Origin of the sequence: Streptomyces hoynatensis (genome assembly GCF_003626535.1) — a bacterium.
In the GTDB taxonomy this organism is placed as follows: domain Bacteria; phylum Actinomycetota; class Actinomycetes; order Streptomycetales; family Streptomycetaceae; genus Streptomyces; species Streptomyces hoynatensis.
This window is the reverse complement of record NZ_RBAL01000002.1, coordinates 74,990-97,867: the sequence shown is the minus strand read 5'-3', so window position 1 is coordinate 97,867 and position 22,878 is coordinate 74,990. Positions and strand designations below refer to the sequence as shown.

General features: G+C 76.6%; 19 protein-coding genes. 15 read left to right on the top strand and 4 right to left on the bottom strand.

All coding sequences use genetic code 11. From position 1 onward, the window contains the following. Positions 1–97: 97 nt before the first annotated feature. The 3 genes from D7294_RS03895 to D7294_RS03880 form a co-directional block, all read right to left on the bottom strand. Complete coding sequence (locus D7294_RS03895) at positions 98–1,444, bottom strand: PP2C family protein-serine/threonine phosphatase (protein ID WP_241562079.1); 1,347 nt, start codon at positions 1,442–1,444, stop codon at positions 98–100. Positions 1,445–1,594: 150 nt separating this feature from the next. After that, positions 1,595–2,314, bottom strand: coding sequence for a hypothetical protein (locus D7294_RS31795; RefSeq protein ID WP_158674559.1), 720 nt, complete (start codon positions 2,312–2,314; stop codon positions 1,595–1,597). A 1-nt stretch (position 2,315) separates the two neighbouring features. Further along, positions 2,316–2,864 carry an RNA polymerase sigma factor gene (locus D7294_RS03880; RefSeq protein WP_120675512.1) on the bottom strand — a complete coding sequence of 183 codons (549 nt, stop codon included), beginning with the start codon at positions 2,862–2,864 and terminating at the stop codon, positions 2,316–2,318. A gap of 142 nt (positions 2,865–3,006) precedes the next feature. Between D7294_RS03880 and D7294_RS03875 the strand changes: the two genes are divergently transcribed. From D7294_RS03875 to D7294_RS03860, 4 genes are all read left to right on the top strand, one after another. Next, positions 3,007–3,321 (top strand): hypothetical protein, encoded by a 315-nt coding sequence (locus D7294_RS03875; RefSeq protein WP_147450769.1) that lies wholly within the window; start codon positions 3,007–3,009, stop codon positions 3,319–3,321. A 32-nt stretch (positions 3,322–3,353) separates the two neighbouring features. Then, complete coding sequence (locus D7294_RS03870) at positions 3,354–3,548, top strand: hypothetical protein (protein WP_120675509.1); 195 nt, start codon at positions 3,354–3,356, stop codon at positions 3,546–3,548. Positions 3,549–3,828: 280 nt separating this feature from the next. Beyond that, on the top strand, positions 3,829–5,067 hold the full coding sequence (locus D7294_RS03865) for an MFS transporter (RefSeq protein ID WP_120675507.1): 1,239 nt from the start codon (positions 3,829–3,831) through the stop codon (positions 5,065–5,067). 256 nt (positions 5,068–5,323) lie between these two features. Further along, positions 5,324–5,764, top strand: a complete 441-nt coding sequence (locus tag D7294_RS03860) for a DUF6098 family protein (RefSeq protein ID WP_120675505.1) — start codon at positions 5,324–5,326, stop codon at positions 5,762–5,764. Between the two features lie 60 nt (positions 5,765–5,824). Here D7294_RS03860 and D7294_RS03855 read toward each other — a convergent pair whose 3' ends face one another. Then, the gene (locus D7294_RS03855) at positions 5,825–6,364 is read right to left on the bottom strand and encodes a DinB family protein (protein WP_120675503.1); all 540 of its coding nucleotides are present in this window, start codon (positions 6,362–6,364) and stop codon (positions 5,825–5,827) included. Between the two features lie 677 nt (positions 6,365–7,041). On the opposite strand from D7294_RS03855, the gene D7294_RS03850 reads away from it, so the two are divergent. The 11 genes from D7294_RS03850 (at position 7,042) to D7294_RS33605 (ending at position 22,601) form a co-directional block, all read left to right on the top strand. Continuing rightward, positions 7,042–7,383: a hypothetical protein gene (locus tag D7294_RS03850; protein WP_120675501.1), complete on the top strand. Its 342-nt coding sequence runs from the start codon at positions 7,042–7,044 to the stop codon at positions 7,381–7,383. A 178-nt stretch (positions 7,384–7,561) separates the two neighbouring features. Further along, entirely contained in the window at positions 7,562–7,876 is a 315-nt protein-coding gene (locus D7294_RS03845; RefSeq protein ID WP_120675499.1) for a hypothetical protein, read from the top strand. 21 nt (positions 7,877–7,897) lie between these two features. Further along, entirely contained in the window at positions 7,898–8,242 is a 345-nt protein-coding gene (locus tag D7294_RS03840; RefSeq protein WP_120675497.1) for a hypothetical protein, read from the top strand. Positions 8,243–8,249: 7 nt separating this feature from the next. Beyond that, complete coding sequence (locus D7294_RS31520) at positions 8,250–9,758, top strand: hypothetical protein (RefSeq protein WP_147450768.1); 1,509 nt, start codon at positions 8,250–8,252, stop codon at positions 9,756–9,758. Between the two features lie 213 nt (positions 9,759–9,971). Continuing rightward, positions 9,972–10,313, top strand: a complete 342-nt coding sequence (locus tag D7294_RS03825; RefSeq protein ID WP_120675491.1) for a hypothetical protein — start codon at positions 9,972–9,974, stop codon at positions 10,311–10,313. Between the two features lie 77 nt (positions 10,314–10,390). Continuing rightward, entirely contained in the window at positions 10,391–12,835 is a 2,445-nt protein-coding gene (locus D7294_RS03820) for a TPR repeat domain-containing protein (protein ID WP_120675489.1), read from the top strand. 63 nt (positions 12,836–12,898) lie between these two features. Beyond that, positions 12,899–17,095 carry a type VII secretion protein EccCa gene (gene eccCa / locus D7294_RS03815; RefSeq protein ID WP_120675487.1) on the top strand — a complete coding sequence of 1,399 codons (4,197 nt, stop codon included), beginning with the start codon at positions 12,899–12,901 and terminating at the stop codon, positions 17,093–17,095. Next, the gene (gene eccD, locus D7294_RS03810; RefSeq protein WP_120675485.1) at positions 17,095–18,579 is read left to right on the top strand and encodes a type VII secretion integral membrane protein EccD; all 1,485 of its coding nucleotides are present in this window, start codon (positions 17,095–17,097) and stop codon (positions 18,577–18,579) included. Before eccCa ends, eccD begins: the two co-directional genes overlap by 1 nt. Further along, entirely contained in the window at positions 18,576–20,021 is a 1,446-nt protein-coding gene (gene mycP, locus D7294_RS03805) for a type VII secretion-associated serine protease mycosin (RefSeq protein ID WP_120675483.1), read from the top strand. Before eccD ends, mycP begins: the two co-directional genes overlap by 4 nt. Then, entirely contained in the window at positions 20,005–21,432 is a 1,428-nt protein-coding gene (gene eccB, locus D7294_RS03800; RefSeq protein ID WP_120675480.1) for a type VII secretion protein EccB, read from the top strand. The genes mycP and eccB overlap by 17 nt, the downstream gene beginning before the upstream one ends. Then, positions 21,429–22,601: a type VII secretion protein EccE gene (locus D7294_RS33605; RefSeq protein ID WP_120675478.1), complete on the top strand. Its 1,173-nt coding sequence runs from the start codon at positions 21,429–21,431 to the stop codon at positions 22,599–22,601. The genes eccB and D7294_RS33605 overlap by 4 nt, the downstream gene beginning before the upstream one ends. Positions 22,602–22,878 lie beyond the last annotated feature (277 nt).

Genomic DNA, 22,878 nt, shown 5'->3' with positions numbered 1-22,878 from the left:
CGCGCCCCGGGGAACACGCACCGGGGAACGCGCCCCGGGCCGAGAACCGCCGGGCCGCACCCCCGAGAGCGCGCCGCGGGGCGCCCGGGGCGGCGCCTCAGGCGGGCTGCGGGTGGTGGGGAAGCCGGAGGGACACCAGGGCGAGGTCGTCGTGGCCGTCGCTCGGCCGTTGCTCCGCCAGGGTCCGGCACAGCGCGTCGAGGTCGTCGTCCGCATGCGCCGCGGCCAGCGACGCCAGCCGGGACAGGCCGGCGTCCAGCGGGCGCTGATGGTGCTCGACCAGGCCGTCGGTGAACAGCAGCAGACTGGTGCCCGCGCTCAGCCGCAGCTGCTGGTCGGGCCGCGCCACGTGGTGGTTCACGCCCAGCGGCACGCCCGGGTCGGTGCGCGGGTAGAACGGCTCGCCCCCGGCGGGCAGCACCAGGGGCGGCGGGTGCCCGGCGCTGCTCCACCTGAGCAGCCAGCCGTCCTCCGCGGGCTGGACCAGCGCCAGGGTCGCCGTGGTCAGGGGTGCCTCGGTGAGGACGGCCATCGCGCGGTCGAGTTCGGTGAGGACGGCGCTCGGGGGCTCCCGGTAGGCGAAGAGCAGGGCGCGCAGCATGTTGCGCAACTCGGACATCACGGCGGCGGACAGGAGGTCGTGCCCGATGACGTCCCCGATCACCAGGCCGACGGCGCCGCCCGGCAGCGGCACGGCGTCGTACCAGTCGCCGCCGACGTGGCCCTGCCTGGCCTCTCGCCCCTGGGCCGGGCGGTAGACGGCCGCCGCGCCGAAGGGGGAGAGGTCGGGCAGGGTGGGCAGCAGCATCCGCTGGAACCACTCGGCGTTGCGCCGCTCGCGCTCCAGCAGCCTGGCGTTCTCCACGGCGATGCCGGCGGCCCCGGCCAGGGCCTTGACGATCGTCTCGTCCTCCTCGTCGAAGGGCCGCCCGTCCTGCCGCTCGGAGAGGTAGAGGTTGCCGTAGACCCGGCCGCGGACGCTGATCGCGACGCCGAGCAGGGTGCGCAGCGGCATGTGCCGGGGCGGGAAGCCCACCGAGTCCGGGTGGGAGGGGATGTCGTCGACTCGCAGCGGCTCGGGGTGGCGGATGAGGCTGCCGAGCAGTCCGCGGCCGTGCGGCAGCTCGACGCCCGACAGGTCCTGGTACTCCTCGTCGTTCAGGCCGACGGGGATGAACTCGGCCAGGCCCTCGCCCTTCTCGTCGAGCACGCCGAGCGCCCCGTACCGCGCGCCGACCAGCTCCATCGCGGTGACGATGATGTTCCGCAGCACCACGGGCAGCTTCAGCTCGCGGCTGATGGCGAGCACCGCCCGCAGCAGTCCCTGCATCTGGTCGTGGGCCCGGCCGAGCTGCTTGACGTGCTCGGCGATGAGGTCGAGGTGCTCCCCCAGCGTCGGCAGGTCGGGGGCTTCGGGGGCTGCGCGATCCGGCTCCTTGGCCACGCCTGGTCTCCTCGTGCTCGTCGGGCTCGGTCCCCCTCCACGTCACCCCACACTCCGGGCCCGGTCCGCGCAATCACCCGCCGGGCGCCGCTCCTTCCAACGGCCCAGCGAACCGGCGCCCGGGCCCGGCGCGGGCCCGGGCCCCGGGCGTCACAGGGCGGCGTCCTCGGGGACGTCGTCGAGCACGCAGCCCAGGCCGGCGGAGCCGGGGAGTGCGCTTTCGATCAGGGCGCGTTGCGTCTCGGCCTCCTCGCCGCCGATGGCGTAGTCCCAGTCCCAGCTCGTCTCCTGGCTCTCCACGGGCAGGGTGAACAGCAGGCGCTCGCCGGGGCTGAGCGTCCGGTAGCCGACGTTCTCCTTGTAGAGGCGGAGGTCGACGCGGCGCGGGCCTTCGGCCGGCTTGATCCAGTCCTGGACGTCGACGGTGACGGTGACCCACCCCTCCCCCGGCGTCTCGTCCGCGACGCCGACGACCTCGCCCTCCAGGATGGTGCTCATGCAGGCGACCCACCCCTCGTAGGACAGGTCGGCCGCCGCTCCGCCTCCTTCGCTGTTGTCCTCGGAGACGGGGCGCTCGGGGACGAGGAGCAGCAGGAGGCCCAGTAGGCAGGCGCTGCTCCCGAGGGCGATCGCCGGGGCGACCAGGCTCCGCCACCTGCGCGGGCGGGGGCGGGTGGCCGGGCGGGGGCGGGTGGCCGGGCGGGTGCCCGGGGCCGGCGCCCCTTCCCCGGCGGGAGGGTGCGCGGAGGAGGCGGCGGCCGGCGCTCCCTTGGCCGCCTCCTCGCCGATCAGGGCGAGGGCGAGGCGCAGGCGCGCCTCCACCGGATCGCGGGCGTCCGCGGAACCGGGCGCCTCATGGCTGGTGGACATGTCAGCTCTCCCTCTCGCCGAGCCGGGTACGCAGGGCGGAAACGGCCGCGTGCAGGCGGCTCTTGACCGTGCCCTCGGGGACGTCGAGCAGCTCGGCGATCTTGCGCACCGGCAGGTCGGCGTAGTAGCGCAGGACGAGGACCTGCCGCTGCCCCGGCGGGAGTTCGTCCAGCCCCGCGGCCACGGTCAGGGCCAGGTCCCGGTGCTCCTGCGGGTGTTCCGGCGGGGGCGTGGCCCCCCACCGTGCGGCGAGCCGCTCCCGCAGGCCCGCGTCCCTGCTGCGGGCCCGGTGCCAGTCGATCGCCACCCGGGAGGCCACCACGGAGACGAACGCCCCCGGCTCCCTGATCGGCTTCCCGGCCGGTTTCGCGTCCTGCTCCAGCAGTTTCAGCCTGACCTGCTGGACGCCGTCCTCCAGTTCGTCCCAGGGCACCCCGCCCAGCGCGAGCACCGCCCGTACCCGGCCGGCGTCCATGCCCTCGGCGAGCGGCACGCCCGAGGCCCGCGCGTGCGCCTCCCCCGACCCCACGGCTGTGCGCCAACGGACCATCCGCAGCTCCTTCGTCGTTTCCCCTACGACGGAGAAGGGGTGGGAAACGTTCGCCGCCCCCGGGGGACAGACGGGCGGGGGCGGGGCGCGCGGGGGCGGGGGGTTCCCGGCCTGGGCCGCCACCCGACTTAGACTCGAACACATGAGCGAGCTTCCTCCCGACCTGCCCAGGCTGCGCGCGATCGCCAGATGGCTGGAGCTGACGCAGGCCAGGGTGCGGAAGGCGATCGCCGAGGCGGAGGTGAGGGCGGCCGAGGAGGCGGCGCGACCCCGGTGGTGGGTGCAGTGGATGCGCACCCCGCGCGGCGAGCCGCGCCGCGGGATCCTGCACCGGGAGGGCTGCTGGTGCCCGGGCTCCCCGAACCTGCGCGCCGCGCAGGTACGGGAGTTGCTGGCCGAGCACGGGCCCAGGATCGAGCGGTGCCTGGTGTGCGGGGCGGAAGCGCCGAAGTCCTGACATCCCGGTGGTGTCGTGCCACTCTGGGCGCCATGGCTTCAATGGTGCAGCTGTACGGCGGCCCCCTCGACGGCGAGGTGCTCGACCTGTCCGCTCTGTCCCGGGAGGAAGCGAAGACCGGCGTGGCGCTGCCCGCGGAGCGCTGTGCCTATCCCGGCGGCCGTGCGCTCTACACCCCGGACCCGGAGCTGGAGGGCGTCTGGCGCTGGAGCGGCGACATTCCCTAGCGGAGCGCGGCAACGGCTCCGCGGCCGTGGCCCCGCAGCAGTGGCCCTGCGGTGGTCCCGCGGTGGTCCCGTGGTGCTCCCGCGGTGGTCCCGTGGTGCTCCGGCATGGCCTGCCGGCTCTTGGCAGCGGCCCCCGGCGTCCCTTAACGTCTCCTGGCGCCCCTCGGCGTCCCGATCCGGGGACGCCCCTCCGCCGCCCGGCCGCTCCCGCCGTCCCCGGGCACGCCGCCGTTCCGGGGCGCCGCGCGGGACGATGCCGACCGGGTTGGGGGGAAGCCGCATGCCGCGAGGTTCCACGAACGCGCCTCGTGGGGCGCGCCGTTCCCGCACGCTGCCGGCCCCGCTCGGGGACCTCGGCCCCCGGGCCGCGGCGGCCGTGGTGGTGTCGATGGCGGTGGCCGCCTTCTGCTTCGTGACCACGGAGAACCTCCCCATCGGCCTGCTGTCGCCGATCGCCGAGGACCTCGGCGCCTCCGAGGCCGCGGTCGGCCTGCTGGTCACCGGCTACGGCCTCACGGTCGCGGTGGTCTCGGTGCCGGCCGCCCGCCTCACGCTCGGCCTGCCGCGGCGGGTGCTGCTGAGGCGGGTGCTCGTGGCCTTCCTGCTCGCCACCTGGCTCTCCGCCCTCGCCCCCGCCTACTGGCTGCTGCTGGCGGCCCGCCTGGTCACCTCGCTGTGCCAGGCGGTCTTCTGGGCCGTGGTCGGCCCGACCGTCGCCGGGCTCTTCCCCGAGGAGGTGCGCGGGCGGGTCCTCGCCCTGACCTTCTCCGGCGGCTCCATCGGCGGGGTCCTCGGCGTCCCCGCCGCGACCTGGCTCGGGCAGGCCGCCAACTGGCGGGCCGCGTTCCTCGCGCTGAGCGCCCTGACGGCCTGCGTCCTCTTCGCCGCCGCCCGCAGCCTCCCGGACACCCGCCCCGAAGAGAGCCACGCCGCCACCGGCACCCACCCCGACCGCGTCGCGTACCGCGCCGTCGTCACGGCCAACGCCCTGCTGGTCGCGGGGGTGTTCACGGCCTACACCTACCTCGCCGCCTTCCTCGACGAGGTGGGGGGCCTGGCCGAGGGGGCCGTCACCCCGATGCTGCTGCTCTACGGCGCGGCGGGGGTGGTGGGCGGGCTGTCCGCGGGCGCGGTCTGCGACCGGTACCCGCGGCAGGCGTTCACCGTGCCGAGCGCGCTGGTGGTGGCGGCGCTCTGCCTGCTCGCCGCCCTGGGCACGCACCGGTTCGCGCTGGTCCTCGGCGTCGGCCTCACCGGCTTCGCCTGCGCCTGCGTGCCGATCGCCTCGCAGAACCGCATCATGCGGGTGGCCCCCGGCAGCACCGACCTGGCCTCGGCGGGCAACTCGGCCGCGTTCAACGTGGGCATCGCCTCCGGGGCGCTGCTCGGCGGCGCGCTGGTGGACGCGGGCCACGTCCGCGGCATCGCCCTCGCCGGGGCGCTGCTGGCCGCCGCGGCCCTCGCCCTCGCCCTGGCCGAGCCGCTGCTGCCGCGCCGCGCCCGCCCGGCCCGCGGGTAACGCCCGGCCGGGCGGCCGCCCCCGGGCCACGGGCGCCGCGGATGCCGCCGGAGCGGCGCACGGGAACCCGGCCCGCGCGGCTGACGGCGGTGACCGCACGCCCGTGATCGGGTACCGGTGGGTCCCGGCGGCCGGGACGCACCGGACGGGACGCACCGGGGCACGACCGGCAGCGGAAACGGTTGCGGAACGGTTGTGGAACGGTTGCGGGACCCGGCGAAGGGACGGGGGCGGAACGGCGGAGAGGAGAGGCGGGATGACGGACGACGGGATGGCGCGGGTGCGTACCCTCGACGAGCTTGCCCGGCGCGTTCGGGAGCGGGAGGGGCTCTTCGTGCGCTGGTCCAAGGGCCCGCGCTTCGACCTGCACGGCCCGGCGGGCAGCGCGGACGAACTCACCGGCGCCCCGATGCCGGGACTGTCCGTCAGCCCGCTGCACATCGAGCACTGGTGGCCGGGCAGCGTCAGGCTCTGGGTGGCCCGCCGCCTGTGGGACTACTCCCACCTCCAGCACGAGAAGGCGCCGGGCGTCGCGCCCTGGCTGCTGCACGCCCGCGAGATCGCCCGCGGCCCGGACAACGAGCCACTGGTGGACCGCGTGGAGCCGCTGGCCTGGATCGCCGACGAGGTCATCGCGGAGGCGCGCCACGAGCTGGGCAGGCAGCCCCGATCCTGGGGACCGCTGCGGCGTCCGTGAGCCGGGACCGGACCGGAGGGTTTGCCGGTCGGGAACGGCGGGGCGCGTGGGCCCGCCCGGCTACTCGCCGGTGCTCCCGTCCACCGACTCCCTGAGCAGGTCGGCGTGCCCGTTGTGCCGGGCGTACTCCTCGATCAGGTGGCACAGGATCCAGCGCAGGCTCGGGGTGTTCCCGTCGGGCCAGGAGCGGCGGGCGAGCCGGCCAGGGCCTTCCTCCGCGAGGGCGGCGGCGACGAGCTCCCGGGAGCGTGCGACGGACGCGCGCCACAGCGCCCGCAGCCGCTCGGGGTCCTCCCCGGCGGCGGAGTGCCAGTCCCAGTCGGGGTCGGCCTTCCAGTCGACGGTGTCCCACGGCGCGCCGGGGGCGTTGCCGTGCAGGAACACCGAGCACCACGAGTCCTCCACGTAGGCCAGGTGCTTGAGCATCCCGCCCAGGGTCATCGAGGAGGGGCCGACCCGCGCGGCGAGCCCGGCGGCGTCCAGCCCCGCGCACTTCCACTCCAGGGTCGCGCGCTGGTAGTCGAGGAAGCCGAGCAGCGTGCTCGCCTCGTCTTCGGCGAGGGGCGGCTCCGGGCGGCCCTGTGCGTCCAGTCGGGTCATGGGCGGCGAGTGTAGCCCCGGGCGGGATCGGGGCTACAGGGGGGAACCGCGGGAGACAGGGGGGAAACAGGGGGAAACAGCACCGCCGCGGCGGGCCGTCCCGCGTCGCCTCGTTTCGTTGGCTAAAGCGAAGAGACAGGATCGCGTCCCGGTTCCCTTCAGGGGCCGGAGGCGCGGGACCGCCCTCTTCGGCGGCCCTTCCTGGCGCGGCAGGCCCCCGGCACCCCCGCCTGCCGCCCGCCCCGGGGGCCCGCGGACGGCCCCGGTGCGCCCTCGCCGGCGACGGGCGCCGGAAACCCGGCACACCTGACCAGAAGAGTGGCCTCAGGCAGGCAACAGCCGTCCGTCCGGCGCGAGTTCACGATTACCCGACGGTAGCGCCAATATTGATGCAACTTTTCTTGCACCCTATGGCATCTCAGTAAGTGCTGAGCTATCGTCAGCCTCCCGGCGCACCACCGGCATCATTGCTGCCGCAAACATACGTGGGGGCGCGGCGAGGCTCGGCGGGCCGGGGGCGGACGCGCCGCCCGCCGGCCCCGGGGGCGCGGGCCACCGCGTCGCCGAAACGGCCCACGGCACCAACGGCACCACCGCACCAAGCGCACCACGGCACCACGGCACCACGGACGGCATCGCCAGGCACCACCTTTTCGCACCGTGAGAGTGAGGACTCCATGGCCGAAGTGATCAAGCTCGCCCCGGAAGAGGTCGACCGCGTGATGGGCGTCATCAACGGCGCCTACACGGAGATGGACGAGGTCGCCTCCGGCATCGGCGGCCACGCCGGGATCGTGAGCACCGCGTACCACGGCTCGGGCACCAGCCGCGCGGTGGAGACCTACGAGGACCTCGGCAAGGCGGGAGCGGCCCTGGCCCACGCGCTCGACGGACTGTCGCGCGACCTCGGCCTGACCGCGAACACCGGCCGCGAGACGGACGCCGACGCGCACGGCGCCCTCAACCAGGTCACCACCCCGAACATCCCGGCCGACCTGACCATCGCCGCACAGATCTGACCTCGCCGCGCAGGTCTGCCGGCAGATCCGGCCGCCGCGCAGATCCGGCGTTCCCGCGATCCGGCCAGGCGGCACCCGTGCACCCATCCGCACCCCGCGGCCCCGCGCGAGCGGGCCGGCCGGCCCCGCGCACGGCCCGGGGACGAGCCCGCCGGGCTCACCCGACCAAGGAGACAGCGTGACCTACGACGGTCTGATCCAGTTCAGGAACGAGGGTCTGGACACCATCCAGTCGCAGACCCGCGCCCAGCAGGAGCGGTACATCGAGATCTGGAACAACGTCCGCACCCAGCTCGGCCAGCTCGTCGAGACCGGGCAGGTCGACCCGCAGATCGGCCAGGTGCTGACCGAGCGCGACCAGCAGTTCCGGCGCGAGGCCGCGGGCTTCGACGAGAGCGTCACCGCGCAGAACCTCGCGATGCGCAATGTGCAGGACATCGGCAACGAGGGCGGCGCGGCCATGGTGCGGGCCGCCGCGGGCGGGGCTCGCTGACCCGGGACGGAGATCCGAACCATGGTCACGATGAACATCGGCGCCCTGCAGCGCCTCGGACAGGAGGCGGGGGCCCGCAACGGGCTCGCCGGGATGAAGTCCACCTTCGCCGCGATCGCCTCCGATCCCGCCATGTTCGGCCAGGTGCCCCACGCGCACGCGGCCTCCGCCGCGCTGAAGGCGGCGGCCCAGTCGATGCTCACCGAGCTCGCCCGGGCCGGCCACACGGTCGAGGACATCAAGAACAGCGCGAACCGCGCGGCGGTCATCGGCCAGGACTCGGACGCCCACGCCAGGAGCGCGCTGTCGGCGGTACAGGTCGCGAATCTGCAGGCGTTCGTCTCCGCCATCGACACGGGGAGGTGACCGGTCCGTGACGGACACCGACGGGCACTTTGCGGCGGTGATCGCAAAGATCCTCAGCGCCCAGCACCTGTCGATGCAGGCGGCGGCCGGTGCCTGGCTGGCGCTGGCCCGCGCCGCAGGCACCGAGAGCACCGCGCTCTCCGGCTCGGCCGGCGCCGCGGCCGGGCAGCCGGGCGTGGGCCTGATGGAGCTGGCCGACCGCCTGGAGGCGGCCGGCGGCTGGGCCGAGGGGGCGGGCCGGGTCGCCGGCGTGATCTCCGATCAGCTCACGCGGGCCGCCCAGCAGTCCGCGCGGGCCAGCGAGCGCGCCATCCAGCTCCAGGCGGAGTACGAGCGGGTCAAGACCGAGACGAGCGAGCGGATGGCCCACATCCAGCCGGGCATGGCCGAGGTGCGGGCCGGGGAACTCGGCCTGCAGCAGCGGCAGCAGCTCGCCGGGCAGGCCGAGGGCCTGCTCGACGGGCTCGGGGCCGTGTTCGCCCAGGTGATCGGCGGCAACGCGCCCCCCGCCCCGGACAGCGGCGGCCCGGCCGGGGCCGCGGGGGCGGGGGCCGCGGGCGCCGCGGGGGCCGGGGCCGCGGCGGGAGGCGGGGTCGCCGCGGCGGCCCTCGCCGGGGGCGGCGCCGGCGTGGGGGGCGGCGCCGCCACCGGCTCCTTCGCCGAGGCGGGGGCGGCCACGGCGCCGCCGGGCGCCGAGCTGGTCCCGGCGGCCAACGGAAGCCGGGTCGGCGCGGGCGAGTACCCGGGCGCGAGCGTGCTGGGGCCCGAGGAGGGGGACTTCGCGGGCTGGGTGCAGAGCCCGAACACCGGCCACCTGGTCGACCCGGCGACCGGCCGGGAGTTCGACCCGGCCACCGGCCGGTGGATCGACCCGGTGACCGGGCGGCCCTTCGGCGAGGTGGCCGAGTACGCGACCAGGCTGTCCGGCCTCGGCGGCGGCCCCGGCTCCGTGGGTTCCCCCGGCTCGGTGGCGTCCCCGAACCAGCCGGTGACGCTCGTGTCCTCCCTGGGCGCCACGGGCCTGGCCGGCACCGGCGGCCCGCCGGGCGGCGGCAGTTCCCTGGCCGCGCTCTACGGCGGAATCATGCCGCCGAGCGTCGGCTATCCCGGTCCCGCGCGCGGCCAGATGCTCGGGCAGGCCAACCGGAACCTCGCCCTGCGGGCCAGGGTGGCGACCCGGTTCGCCCTGCACGAGGCGGCACAGGGCGGACGGCCCTTCGTGCCGCCGCCGGGCGCGGCCGGGCAGGCCGCCCGCGGCCAGGGCGGCGGCCGGGGCAGGCCGCGGGAGCGCACCTCCGGGATCTGGCAGAGCAGGCGCCAGGACCCGGCCGCCCGCCACCAGCTCGCCGGGGCGCGCCGCGCCGCGCCGGCCGTGCCGCCGCCAGGCGGCGCACTCCGGGGCCGCCCCGGCCGCGGCGAGGAGGAGGCGCGGCGCCGGCGCCCCACCGGGCTGACCGAGGACCCGGCCGTGTGGGCGCCCGCCAGGCGGGCCGTCGACGGCCTGCCGGCCGACTGACCGGCGGCGTTCCGGCGTCTCTCCCCTTGGCCGGGGCGCCGCCGTGCGGCACCCGCACCGCCGCGGCACGGCCGCCCCGCACCCGGCGGGGCGGCCGTGCCCGGGGCACCCGGGGCACCAGGGGCACCAGGGCAGCGCGGGGAACGCGAGGAACACAGAGGAACCGCGAGGAACACAAGGGAACCGCGAGGAACGCGAAGGAAGGAGAAGGCGATGGGACACGACGGCCTCTACTACCTGCCCGAGGGGTTCCGCGGCTCGGCCCGGCTCAGCGGCCAGACCGCGGACGCGGCCGAGAGCACCCGGCACTACCTGGGCCGGGCCACCCCCGACCCCGGCAGCTACGCGGGCGCCACCGAGTTCGTCTCCGCGGTCACCGGCACCCGCGACACCCAGGCCAGGGGCGTGGCCAAGGCGGCCGAGGGCCGGGAGAACATGGCCGCGGCGAGCAGCTATGTCGCCGCCACCGGCGAGGAGATGGACGGCGCCGCGCACACCGTGGTGGGCGCCGTCACGGTGACGCCCGTCTCCCGGCAGGTCGCCGACGGGATCTGACCCGCACCCGGCACGCCCCGCACCCGCCCGTCCGCACCCGCACCCGCCAGGACCACCCACCCGCAGAAGGACCCGACATGCCGAACTTCTCGTTCACCAGGCAGGAAGTCGAGGCGAAGGCCGGCGTGAAGCCCTGGACGCTCCAGGAGCAGTTCACGGCCGAGATCAAGCCCGAGGACATGGGGAACACCGCCGCCCTCTACGCCAGGGCGGCCGGCGAGGCCGAGAGCGCCGGCGAACTCGCCCAGGTGGCCAGCCGGTTGGGCGCCCGCTCCGGCGGGGTGGACGGCAGGACCCTGCTGGACGAGGACGGCACGATCAAGGAGACCGCCCGGGGCCTCCAGGGCAACGGCCGCGACATGGACGGGGTGGTGCGCTACCTGGTCCGGGCCATGAACGAGGCGATCGAGACCGAGCACAACGTGCACGAGATCGTCTACAACGTGGACCTGCCCACCGGCGACCCCGGCGTCGAGGTGGTGCGCGGGCAGGAGGAGCAGGGGGCGTGGAACGACTGGGCGACCTGGGGCAGGGGCCTCCAGGCCGCCGTGAACGAGCGCAATGCCGCGGGCAACCAGGTCAACCACCTCATGCCGCTTGAGGTGCACGGCGAGATCATGAGCAACCCGACCACCCGCAGCATCCCCTCCAGCGGCACCAACGCCCAGGGCGGCCCGATCTTCCAGATCCCCGAGAGCATCGCCGAGGAGATCCGCAAGGAGCACCTGGAGGTCGTCGTCGACTCGGCGAAGAGCTCCCACAGCCACGTCAACGAGGCGATCAACTCCTACCGTTACCAGCTGGCGCAGTACGGGCAGGAGCTCGGCGACCTCGGCTACGACCTGTCCGAGGGGCCCTTCGGCCTGTTCATGACGCAGCAGCAGGCGGCGTACGAGGGCAGGCAGCTGGCCGCCGAGCTGGCCAAGGCGCACCCGGACAAGAACCTGATCCTCATGTGGACCGAGGGCCTGGAGGCCATCGCCCGCGGCATCTACGAGGACATGCGCGACGGGGGCACGCCCTCGCGCCCCATGACCGCGCAGGAGCGGGCCTTCCTCCAGACCTTCTACGGGCAGCTGGGCATCGACGACCTGGCCGAGCTCGGCGAGCTGGCCGGGGACCGGGACCACCCGGGGCAGGCCTCGCCCGGCCTCGCCGCCGCCCGCCGGGTGGCGAACGGCCTGATGATGCTCACCAACCCGGACGCCGGCGGCTTCGACCCGGCCACCCAGGGCAACCAGCTCCCGGCGAGCCTGCGGCACTTCGTGTACGACTACGAGCACACGGACCTCTTCGCCCAGCAGCCCTTCGGCACCTCGCCGTTCCGGCACGAGATGGAGCGGTTCAACGGCTTCGGCGACCTGATGGCCACCGCGAGCATCGCGCCGGGCGACCGCTTCGCCACGGACATGGGGCACGCCGCCGTCGAGGTGCAGCGGCAGACGAACATGCAGTACACCGGCAGCCACGAGTACACGCCGAACAGGTTCGGCACCGGCCTGCTGACCGCCACCGCGCTGAACCACGAGGCGTCCGCCGGGCTGCTGAACGACGGGGACTTCCGCAGCACCTTCCTCGGCACCTTCTGGGAGAACAGCAACGGCGCCGCGGCCCTGATCCACAGCGGCACCCACGTCCCGCAGGGCGTCGACCCGAACAGCGCCGCGGCCAGGCCGTACGTGCAGGCCGCCTACAACCTGCTGCACGACGCCCCCGACAGCAAGGGCGTCATCACCGGCGACCTGGTGCCGCCGAACGCCAAGGCGCTGGGCTACGTCGACCAGTCCGCCCTCCAGCGGGCCATCGGCAACACCGCACTGGAGTACATGGACCTCATCGCCAGGCCCAGCGAGACCAGCGGCTTGCGCGATCCGCACGACCCGGACCACCCCGGCGGCTTCCGCAACCTGTTCGAGCTCTCCACCCCCGACCGGGAGGCCCTGTTCTCGCTGATGAACGAGAGCGGCTCCACCGTGCGGAACGAGTTCCTCGACGGGGTGACCACCTGGGAGACGAAGACCGCCTACAACGCGTTCGCCGAGCCGGGGCGGCCCCACCTGAACACGGCACTCGACCACATCGGGCGCATCGCGGGCACCGTGCAGCACGTGGGCGTCGTCGCGGACACCGAGGGACCCGGCTGGGCCTCGTTCCGCTCCATGAGCTCCGTCTCCTCCGCCACCTCGGCCGTCAGCCTGTTCGTGCCGCCCACCCCGGCCAAACTCGCGCTCACCGCGGGCAGTTACGGGCTGGGCGAGATGATCCGCTCGCAGATTCCGACGGCCGCCGAGATCGACGCCAGGCAGCAGGTCGCCCTGGAGCACGGCGACATGCCCGCCAGGACCGCCGTCGCCCAGGCCGCGCGGATGGCCGGGGTGCGGATGCCGGGCCACCAGTCGTTGCTCGACCCCAGCACCCCCGGCGCGACCGAGGCCGACATCAGGGCACGGGTCGAGACGATGGAGAACAACTACGACATCAAGTACCTGACCGAGGCCTACAACGACGCCAACCACACCTGACGCCCCGCCCCGCCGGGCGTACTTCCCCGTCCCCCACCCGCACGCCGCACGAAGGGTCCCGCCGTGAGCAGCCCCCCGACCGTCTTCCGGCGCCCGCCGCGCGCCGCGCGTCCGGCCGTTCCGGACCAGGAGCTGGTGCTGAAGGCGCCGCCGGAGCTGCCGCGGCCCGAGGACGGCAACCTGTGGATGACCGCCCTGCCCGCGCTCAGCGGCCTCGGCTCGGTGCTCTACATGCTCACCATGGGCCGCGGCCCGCTCGGCTACGTCGTCGGCGGCATGTTCCTGGTGTCCTGCCTGGCGATGATGGCCGGGTCGATCGTGCGCCAGCGGGGCTCGGCCAAGAGCGCGGCCCGCGCCGACCGCCGCGAGTACCTGCGCTACCTGGAGCGGGTCAGGGCCGAGGTGCGGCGCACCGCCCAGGCCCAACGGGAGGCGCTGCGCTGGGACTTCCCCGCCCCGGGGACGCTGTGGACGGTGGCGGCCAGCCGCCGGCTGTGGGAGCGGCGCAGCGGCGACGAGGACTTCGGCACGGTCAGGTTCGGCACCGGGCCGCGGTACCTCGCCACCCGGCTGGTGCCCGGGGATTCGGCGCCGGTGGAGGACCTCGACCCGCTGTGCAGCGTGGCGCTGAAGCGCTTCATCGACACCCACGCGGTGGTGCCCGGGCTGCCGGTGCAGGTGGCGCTGCGCCGGTTCGCGGCCGTGCGCCTGACCGGGGAGCGGGAGGCGGCGCGGGCGCTGCTGCGGGCGGTGCTCGCCCAGGCCGTGACCTTCCACTCGCCGCGGGACCTGCGGGTGGCGGCCTGCGTGCCGGAGGCGCCGGGCCGGGACTGGGAGTGGCTGAAGTGGCTGCCGCACGCCCGGCATCCGGAGGAGTTCGATCACGCGGGGCCGGTGCGGATGCTGTTCCCCGGGCTGGCGATGCTGGAGGAGTGGCTGGGCGCGGAACTGGCCCGGCGCGCCCGCTTCCAGCGCGACGCGGAGCCCGAACCCGACGTGCCGCACCTGCTGATCGTGCTGGACGGCGGCCTGGTCACCGGCACGGAGACGCTGCTTGACGCCGCAGGGCTGCACGGGGTGACGGTGCTCGACCTGGACGGGCACGCCGCCGCCCTGGCCGAGGCGCGCGGGGTGAGCCTTCAGGTGACGCAGGGCCGGCTCGCGGTGCTGGCCGGGGAGCTGCGGGAGGAACTCGGCGAGGCGGACGCCCTGTCCGTGCCCGAGGCGGAGGCGCTGGCGGCGGCGCTCGCGCCGCACCGGGTGGACACCGCGGGCGCGGCCGGCTCGGAGGACAGGACCACGGCGGTCAACACCCTGCCCGCCCTGCTCGGCCTGCGGGACGTGGGCAGCCTGGACCTGGCGGCGCTGTGGCGGCCGCGCCCGCTGCGGGACCGGCTGGCGGTGCCGATCGGGGTGGCGGCCGACGGGGGGCTGCTCGAACTGGACATCAAGGAGTCGGCGCAGAACGGGATGGGCCCGCACGGCCTGCTGGTGGGCGCCACCGGCTCGGGCAAGTCGGAGCTGCTGCGGACCCTGGTGGCGGGCATGGCCGTCACCCATCCGCCCGACCAGCTGAACTTCGTGCTGGTGGACTTCAAGGGCGGCGCGACGTTCGCCGGCATGGCCGCCCTGCCGCACGTGGCGGCCGTGATCACCAACCTGGAGGACGACCTGTCCCTGGTCGACCGGATGCAGGAGGCGCTCTCCGGGGAGATCAACCGCCGCCAGGAGGTGCTGCGGGACGCGGGGAACCTGGTGTCGGTGCGGGACTACGAGCGGGCCAGGCAGCGCGGCGCGGACCTGCCGCCGCTGCCCAGCCTGTTCATCGTCGTCGACGAGTTCTCCGAACTCCTCGCGCAGAAGCCGGACTTCGCGGAGCTGTTCGTGCAGATCGGGCGGCTGGGGCGTTCGCTTGGGCTGCACCTGCTGCTGGCCTCGCAGCGGCTGGACGAGGGGCGGCTGCGGGGACTTGAGGCCCACCTGTCCTACCGCATCGGCCTGCGGACCTTCTCGGAGGCCGAGTCCAGGTCGGCCATCGGCCTGCCCGACGCCCACCACCTGCCCAGCGTTCCGGGACACGGCTACCTGCGCACCGACACCAGGACGCTGAAACGCTTCCGCGCCGCGTACGTCTCCGGGCCCTACCGCAGCGGCGAGGCGGGCGGCGGGCGGCTGCCCGGCGGCGGCCTCGACGTGCGGCCCTTCCCCGCCGGCTACCTGCCGGTGCCCGCGGAGCAGCGGGCGCCGGAGCCGGAACCCGAGCCGAAGGCCGACGAGTTCGGGGAGGCGGAGGACCTGGGCAGCACGGTGCTCGGCGTCATGGTGGAGCAGATGACGGACCTGGGGCCCCGGGCGCACCAGGTGTGGCTGCCGCCGCTGGAGAACCCGGCCCCGCTGGACGCCCTGCTCGGGAAGCCGGCCGAACGCCCGGGGCGCGGCTTCGGCTGCTCGCCGCGGCGCCCGCCCCTCACCGCCGTCGTCGGGATCGTGGACCGGCCCTTCCACCAGCGGCGCGATCCGCTGGAGCTGGACCTGGCGGGGGCCGGCGGCCACGTGGCGGTGGTCGGCGCGCCGCGCAGCGGCAAGTCCACGGCGGTGCGGGCGCTGATCGCCTCGCTTGCGCTGCGCCACACCCCGGCCGAGGTGCAGTTCTACTGCCTGGACTTCAGCGGCACCCTCTTCCCCTTCGCCCGGCTGCCGCACGTCGGCGGGGTGGCGGGGCGCCTGGACCCGGAGCTGGTCAACCGGACCGTCGCCGAGGTACTTGAGGTGATGGAGAGCCGGGAGGCGTTGTTCCGGGAGCTGGGCGTGGAGTCGATGGCCGACTACCGGGCGGCCGGGGCCGCCGCCCAGGCCCGGGGCGAGGGGGCCGGCGCCCCCGGCGAGGGCCCCCACCGGGCCGTCGGCCGGGGCCGGCCCCAGGGGGATGTGTTCCTCGTGGTGGACGGGTGGGCGGTGCTGCGGCAGAGCTACCCGGACCTGGAGCAGCTGCTGATGGCGCTGGCCGGCCGGATGCTCACCTACGGCATCCACCTGGTGGTCACCGGCAACCGCTGGCTGGACATGCGCATGGGCCTGCGGGACCTCATCGGCACCAAGGTGGAGCTGAAGCTCGGCGACTCGCTGGACTCCGAGATGGACCGCAAGGCGCAGCGCGCCATCCCGGCCGGGCGCCCGGGCCGCGGCATCACCGAGGAGACGCTGCACTTCCTGACCGCCGTGCCCAGGGTGGACGGGGTGCACTCCGACAGCAACCTCGCCGCCGCGGTGGCCGACCTGACCGAGCGGATCGACGCCGCCTGGCAGGGCCCGCGCGCGCCGGCGGTGCGGCTGCTGCCGCTGAGCTACCCGCTGTCCGAGGCGCTGGCCGCGCTCCGGGAGGCCGCGGCGGGCCAGGGCGGCACGGAACAGGCCGCGGCCGGGCAGGGCGGTTCGGGCCAGGCCGGTACGGGCCAGGGCGGTACGGGCCAGGGCGGTTCGCCGCGGGCCGGGAGGCGGGGCGCCGCGCCCGGGGGCGTCGTGGTCGGCGTCGAGGCCAACCGCCTCGAACCGGTCCTCCTCACCCCGGGCGAGGACGCCGGGCTGGTCGTCATCGGCGACACCGAGTCCGGCAAGACCTCGCTGCTGCGGGCCGTCGGCAGGCAGCTGGTGGAGACCCGCAGCCCCGAGGAGGCCAGGCTGGTGGTCCTCGACCACCGGATGACGCTGCTGCGGGAGTTCGACGGGCCGCACCTGCTGGGCTACTCGACCACCCACGAACGGTCCGTCGAGGTCGTCGGCGGGGTCGCCGCCGGCCTGCGGAAACGGCTGCCCGGCACGGATGTGACCCCGGAGCAGCTGCGCGACCGCTCCTGGTGGCACGGGCCCGAGATCTACCTCCTCGTCGACGACTACGACCTGCTCACCACCTCGCAGGGCAACCCGCTGCGCCCGCTGCTCGAATTCCTGCCGCAGGCGCGGGCCATCGGCCTGCACCTGTTCCTGACCCGGCAGGCGGGCGGCGCGGCCCGCGCGGTCGCCGAGCCGGTGCTCGGCCGCCTGAAGGAACTCAACGTCCCGGCCGTGGTGTTGAGCGTTCCGGACGAGGAGATGCCGATCTGGGGCGTCAGGCCGGCGCGCCGCGCCAAGGGCCGCGGCGTGCTGATGCACCGCCGCCTCGGCACCGTCCCCCTCCAGCTCGTCCGCGCCGACTCGCCGCTCGCCGCCGAGGCCGCGCCCCCCTCTCCCCCAGCCGCCCCATCCCCAGGGAACGACGCCTGATGACCGTCACCGATCCCGCCGGCAGCCCGTCCTTCGGCACCGCGGTCACCGCGGCGCAGGCCGCGGGCGCCCCGGCCACCGCGACCGCAGGCGGCCCGGCCGCCCTCGACTCCGCCGCCGACGGTTTCCTCCGCATCGGCCTGGCCGGCCCCACCGGCCGCGCCGACCTCGCCGTGCCCGCCGCCGTGCCGCTGGCGCGGCTGCTGCCGGCGCTGCTGCGGCACGCCGGGCAGCAGCCGGGCCAGGACGGCGGCACCCGGCACGGCGGCTGGGTGGTGCGCCGCACCGACGGCACCCTGCTCGACCCGGCCCTCTCCCTGCACGCCCAGGGGGTGCGCGAGGGCGACCTGCTGTTCCTCGGCCACGGCGATCAGGACGCCACGCCCCCGCTGTACGACGACGTGGTGGAGGTCATCGGCGAGCAGGGCGTGCGCAGCCCCTGGTCGGCGGCCGGGACCCGGCGGGCCGCCGCCGCCCTCACCGCGCTCGCCGTCCTCGCGGCCTGCGCCGCCCTTGCCGTGGCCCCCGGCCGCACCCCCGGCTGGCTCGGCCTGGGCACGGCGGTGCTCGCGCTGGCCGTGGGGGCGCTCGCCGCCCGCGGCTTCGCGGACGTGCGCGCCGGCACGTTCGCCTGCGTGCTGGCCGCCCCGCCCGCGATGACCGGCGCCGTCCGGCTGCTCGGCACCGGGGACGGCTGGGGCGCGGAACACCTGCTGCTGGCCTGCGCGGTGCTCGCGGCGGCCGGGGCGCTGGGCCCGGTCCTCGCGGGAGGCGGCGACGGCACGTTCACCTGCCTGGTCACCGCGGGCGTGCTCGCCGCCCCGGGCGCCGCGCTGTGCGTGCTCTGGGAGGTGGAGCCGGGCCGGGCGGCGGCCGTGGCCGCGCCGCTCGCGCTGGCCCTCACCCCGCTGTGGCCCGCCGCGGCCCTGCGCGCCGCGCGGCTGCCCGCCCCCGAGGTCGCCGCGACCGCCGAGGACCTGGCGGCGCTGCCGAGTCAGCCGGCGCACGAGCGGCTGCGGGCCCGGGTGGCCCGCGCCCGCCGCCTGCTGACGGGGATGCTGACGGGGGCGCACCTGGTGGCGGCCGGGGGCACGCTGCTGCTCTTCGCCGCGGACGCGCCGTGGGAGTCGCTGCTCGGGGCCGCGCTGATCGTGCTGATGCTGCTGCGGGTCCGGCTGTTCCGGGAGGCGCCGCAGGCCGTCGTGCCCCTGGTGGCGGCCCTCGCCTCCGCGGCGGGCGCCGTGGCCCTGCTGGTGGCCCACCACCACGGCGACACCCTGGCGTTGCTCGGCGTCACCCTCCCTGCGGCGCTGACCGCGGCGCTGGTCGCGGGCGCCGTCGCGCTGTTCGCCGGCCGGACGCGGGCCAACCCGCGGCTCGCCCGCTCCCTGGACGTGCTGGAGACGCTGCTCCTGCTGGCGGTGGTGCCGCTGGTCCTCGCCGTCTTCCAGGTGTACACCGCGCTGCTGGACCTGCGGGCATGAGCCGCGGGCACACCACGCGCCCGCGGGCCGCGGGCCCGGGGACCGGCGGCGGGCGGCGCCGCGCGGGGCTCGCCGCCGCGCTGACGGCGGCGCTGACGGTGGCCGGGCTCGCCTGCGGGCCGCAGGCCGCCGCCGAGCCCTGCCGCACCCAGGTGACCGGCGAGGAACTGCCGGACGGCGCCGGCCCCTACCCGCTGATCGAACGCCTCGGGCTGCGCCAGGCCTGGGACCTGGCCACCGGCGCCGGGGTGGACGTGGCGGTGATCGACTCCGGGGTGGACGCCCGCCATCCGGACCTGGCGGGCGCGGTGCGGCGCGGCAGCGACATCGCGGTGGTGGCCGACGCCCGCGACCACGAGCTGACCAGGCCGCGCCCCGTCCAGGACTGCGAGGGGCACGGCACCGCCGTGGCCGGGCTGATCGCCGCGGCCCGCGGCGAGGGCGACCGCATCGCCGGGGTGGCGCCGGGCGCCCGGATCTATCCCGTGCGCATGGCCGACTCGGTGGACCAGACCACCACCGGGGCCCTGGCCGCCGCCATCGACGACGCGGCGGACTCGGGCGCGCGCGTCATCAACATGTCCCTGGACATCCCCCACGACTACGACGCGATCCACGAGGCGATCCGCAGGGCGCAGCAGCAGGACGTCCTGGTGGTCGCGGCGGCCGGGAACCTCCAGGGCGGCGAGGGACAAGGAGGCACGGGCCGGCCGAGTTACCCGGCCGCCTACGAGGGGGTGCTCGCGGTGGCCGCGGTCGACGAGGCGGGCGAGCCGGCGAGCTGGTCGAACTTCGGCCCGTGGGTCGACCTCGCCGCCTACGGCGACAAGCTGACCGTCATCGCCCCCGGCGGCTCGGGCTACCGGGTGGAGTCGGGCACCAGCTTCGCCGCCGCGCAGGTCGCGGGCGCCGCGGCCCTGGTCCGTGAGCGCTTCCCCGGCCTGTCCGCGCAGGAGGTGGCCGAACGGCTCACCGCCTCGGCCTCCGTGGTCGGCGGGCGGCGCAACGACCACACGGGCGCGGGCATCGTGGACCCGTTCGCGGCGCTGACCCACCTGCCGGGCACCGGCGGGCAGGCCCAGGACCGGGCGGCCACGGGCGCCGGGGGACGTCTCGCCGTGCAGCCGCTGCCGGCCGCCGAGCCGCCGCTCGGCGGCCGGGCGGCCCGCGCGCTCGGCTGGAGCGGGGGCCTGCTGCTCGCCGTGGTGCTCGGCCTGCTCGGCGCGCCCGCCGTGCGCCGCGCCGCCCGCCGCCGCTGGCGGGCCGGGCCCGCGCCGGGCGAGGGCGCGCCCCCGCCCGCGCCGCCCGCCCCGGCGGCCCTCGCCCTCGCCTGGCTCGGCGGCGGGCCGCGGCAGGGCGGCCGGGACGGGCCGGCGCCCCACCCGATGCACCAAAGGCCAACGACGACAAGCGGCGGAGCGACCCATGGCGACCACGCGTGAGCAGGCCGAGGCGTACGCCTACGAGCAACGGCGCCGGACCACCAGCCTGTTCCGGGGCACGGACGAGGCGGGCCGCGACCCGCGCCGCCGGCTGAACCGGGCGCTGGGCGGCGGCCTCGCCCTCGGCATCCTGATCATGGCCGGCTTCGGCATCGCGGGCTGGCTCGGCGGCGGGCGCGGCCCCGACCTGCCGGAGGAGGGCGCCGTGGTCGCGGGCGGCAGCGGCGACCGGTACGTCGTCGCCGACGGCGTGGTGCACCCGGCGCTCAACCTGGCCTCCGCCCTGCTGGTGGGCGGCGGGCGGCTGACCGAGGTCAGGCAGTCCGTCCTGGACGACGCGCCGCGCGGCCTGCCGGTCGGCATTCCCGGCGCGCCCGACGCGCTGCCGGAGGCCGACGACCTGCTCACGGGCGCCTGGACGCTGTGCGCCACGCCCTCGGAGACCGGCGGGGCGCCGACCGAGACCGCGCTGTACCTGTCGGTGCCCGGCGTGGCGCCGCCCGAGGACGAGGCCGGGGCGAGCGTGCTGGTGCGCGAACCGGACGGCGGCCTGTGGCTGCTGACCCAGGGGCGGCGGTACGCCCTGGAGCCCGCGGTCGCCGAACTTCTCGGGCTCCAGCGGGCGCGCCCGGTGGACCTGCCGCCCGAGGTGCTGGCCACCGTGCCCGAGGCCCCGGCCCTCGCACTGCCGGACGCCGGCGGGGAGGGAAACCAGGAGGGGGAAGGCGCGGGGGACGAGGGCGCGGAGGTGACGGGGCTCGGCTTTCCCGCCCGCGTCGGCGACCTCGCCCACACCGGCACCGACGGCCCCAACCCGCGCTACTACCTGGTGCGTTCCGACGGCCTGGTGGCGGTCACCCCGCTGGTGTACGCCCTGCTGACCGCCGAGGCGGGCGAGGACCACGCCCTCGACGCCACCCAGGCGGCCCGGGCCCCGCACTCGGCCGGGACGCCGCCGGGCGACCCGGCCTGGCCCGCGGCACCGCCCCGGGTGCACGACCCGGACCGCGACCAGCCGGTGTGCGTCAGCACCCGGCCCGGCGGCCACCCGGGCGACGCCCCCTGGCGGGCGACCGTCCACCTGCCCGCCACCATGCCGGAGCCCGCGGAGGTGACGGCGGTGCGCAGCGCGGGCGGGCAGCGCCTGGGCCTGCTCGACGCGGTCTACGTGCCGGCCGGCCGCGGCGCCCTGGTCCGCGCCACCGCCTCCGCCGGCACCGGCGGCACGGACACCCTGGTCACCGACAGCGGCATGGCCTACCCGATCGCGTCCGCCGAGGCCGTGCAGCGCCTCGGCTACGACCCGCGGGAGGCGCCGGCGATGCCGCGGGCCTTCGTCGGGCTGCTGCCCGCGGGGCCCGTGCTCGATCCGGATGCCGCGGCGCGCGAGCTGGCGGGGGTGGAGCGGTGAGGGGCCGGCTGCTCGTCGCCGAGACCGGACTCGGCTGCCTCGCGGCCGGGACCGCCTGGCAGGGCCCGGGGGGCTGGGCCCTCGCCGGAGCCGGGGCCGCGGTCACGGCGGGCGCCCTCGCGTTCCTCGACCGCCGTCTCGCCGGCCGGCTCGGCCCCCCGGCCGACCCGCTGGCGCCCGGTGCCCTGCCCGGCCCGGCGCACTCCCCCGCCGCCGGCGAGGCGGGGGAGGCCGGACCCGGGCGCCCGGTGGCCGCCACGGAGGCGGGGCGCCCGCCGGGCGAGGACTTGGGCCTGGTCCACCGCCTGCTGCCCGCCCTCGACGTCACCTCCTGCCCCGACCGGAACGGCCCGGAGCCCGGGGTGCTGGCCGACGGCCGCGGGTACGCCGCGGTGCTCGCCTTCCCCGGCGGGACCCTGCCCGCGCTGCCGGTGGAGCTGGTCGCCGACTGGCTGGCCGGGGACCCGGCGCGGCCGGCCGTCGCACAGCTCCTCGTGGAGCAGTTCGGCGTGCCGCCCTGGGACTTCCTGCACCGCTACCAGCCGACCGTGGCCTACCGTCAACTCCCCACCGCCGGGCGGCCGGTCGCCGTGCGGGCCTTCCTCGTCGCGCGCTACGAGCCCTTCGACGCGCCCGAGGCCGCCGAGCGGCGCGGGGGTGGTGCGGCGGGGGCGCGGGCCGCCGTGGTCGCCGCCACCGCGCGCCTGCGCGCCCGGCTGGCCGCCGGGGGCGCGCCGACCGTCACGCTGGGCGCGGTGGAACTCCGGGCGCTGCTACGGGAGATGGGGGACGCCAGCGGCGAGGGCCGTGCGCTGCCCGGCAGTTGGGCGGGCAGCGCCGCCACGCACTGCTCGCTGACCGCCGAGGTGCGCACCCAGGCCGACTGGTACCGGCTGCTGGGCGCCCTGTCTTCCAGCGCCGCGGACCGGGCGATCGCCGCGGCCACCCTCAGCCTGGAGGAGGGAACGCCCAGGGTGCGCGCCGCGCTGCGGCTGGTCGGCGCCGTCGCCCAGCAGGCGGCGGCCGAACGGGACCGGCTGCTGCGGGCGGGCGCCGTGGGCCCGCCCGCCCCCGACCAGCGCGCCGCCCTGCTGGCCACCCTGCCGCTGGCGCACCCCGTGCGTTCGGTGGCGGAGGCGGCGGGCTTCGTCCTGGCGGCGGAGCGGTGACCGCTCCGCGGGCGGCGGCCCCGCCCCGTTGGACCGGGACCCGAGCCGGGGCCGGGTCGGGCGCCGAGGCCGGGGCCCGGGCCGGGTCGTGGGCCTGGGCTTGGGCCTCGGGCGGCGGGAGCCGGGGGGCGCCGGCGCCGACGCCGGGTGGCCGCCGGGACGTCGCGAGGCAGCCGGTGGGCGAGCCGGGAGAGAGCCGAAAGGGCCGAGAACTCCGAGAACTCCGAGGACTCCGAGGACTTGGCGAACTCCGAGCGGGCCGGGAAGACACGAGCGG

Bases quoted from the DNA above. Each gene is read 5' to 3' on its own strand.
- D7294_RS03865 (WP_120675507.1), top strand. From the start codon at position 3,829: ATGCCGCGAGGTTCCACGAACGCGCCTCGTGGGGCGCGCCGTTCCCGC.
- D7294_RS03825 (WP_120675491.1), top strand. From the start codon at position 9,972: ATGGGACACGACGGCCTCTACTACCTGCCCGAGGGGTTCCGCGGCTCG.
- D7294_RS03840 (WP_120675497.1), top strand. From the start codon at position 7,898: ATGGTCACGATGAACATCGGCGCCCTGCAGCGCCTCGGACAGGAGGCG.
- eccD (WP_120675485.1), top strand. From the start codon at position 17,095: ATGACCGTCACCGATCCCGCCGGCAGCCCGTCCTTCGGCACCGCGGTC.
- D7294_RS03860 (WP_120675505.1), top strand. From the start codon at position 5,324: ATGACGGACGACGGGATGGCGCGGGTGCGTACCCTCGACGAGCTTGCC.
- D7294_RS03820 (WP_120675489.1), top strand. From the start codon at position 10,391: ATGCCGAACTTCTCGTTCACCAGGCAGGAAGTCGAGGCGAAGGCCGGC.
- D7294_RS03850 (WP_120675501.1), top strand. From the start codon at position 7,042: ATGGCCGAAGTGATCAAGCTCGCCCCGGAAGAGGTCGACCGCGTGATG.
- eccB (WP_120675480.1), top strand. From the start codon at position 20,005: ATGGCGACCACGCGTGAGCAGGCCGAGGCGTACGCCTACGAGCAACGG.
- D7294_RS03855 (WP_120675503.1), bottom strand. From the start codon at position 6,364: ATGACCCGACTGGACGCACAGGGCCGCCCGGAGCCGCCCCTCGCCGAA.
- D7294_RS03880 (WP_120675512.1), bottom strand. From the start codon at position 2,864: ATGGTCCGTTGGCGCACAGCCGTGGGGTCGGGGGAGGCGCACGCGCGG.
- D7294_RS03870 (WP_120675509.1), top strand. From the start codon at position 3,354: ATGGCTTCAATGGTGCAGCTGTACGGCGGCCCCCTCGACGGCGAGGTG.
- mycP (WP_120675483.1), top strand. From the start codon at position 18,576: ATGAGCCGCGGGCACACCACGCGCCCGCGGGCCGCGGGCCCGGGGACC.
- D7294_RS31795 (WP_158674559.1), bottom strand. From the start codon at position 2,314: ATGTCCACCAGCCATGAGGCGCCCGGTTCCGCGGACGCCCGCGATCCG.
- D7294_RS03875 (WP_147450769.1), top strand. From the start codon at position 3,007: ATGAGCGAGCTTCCTCCCGACCTGCCCAGGCTGCGCGCGATCGCCAGA.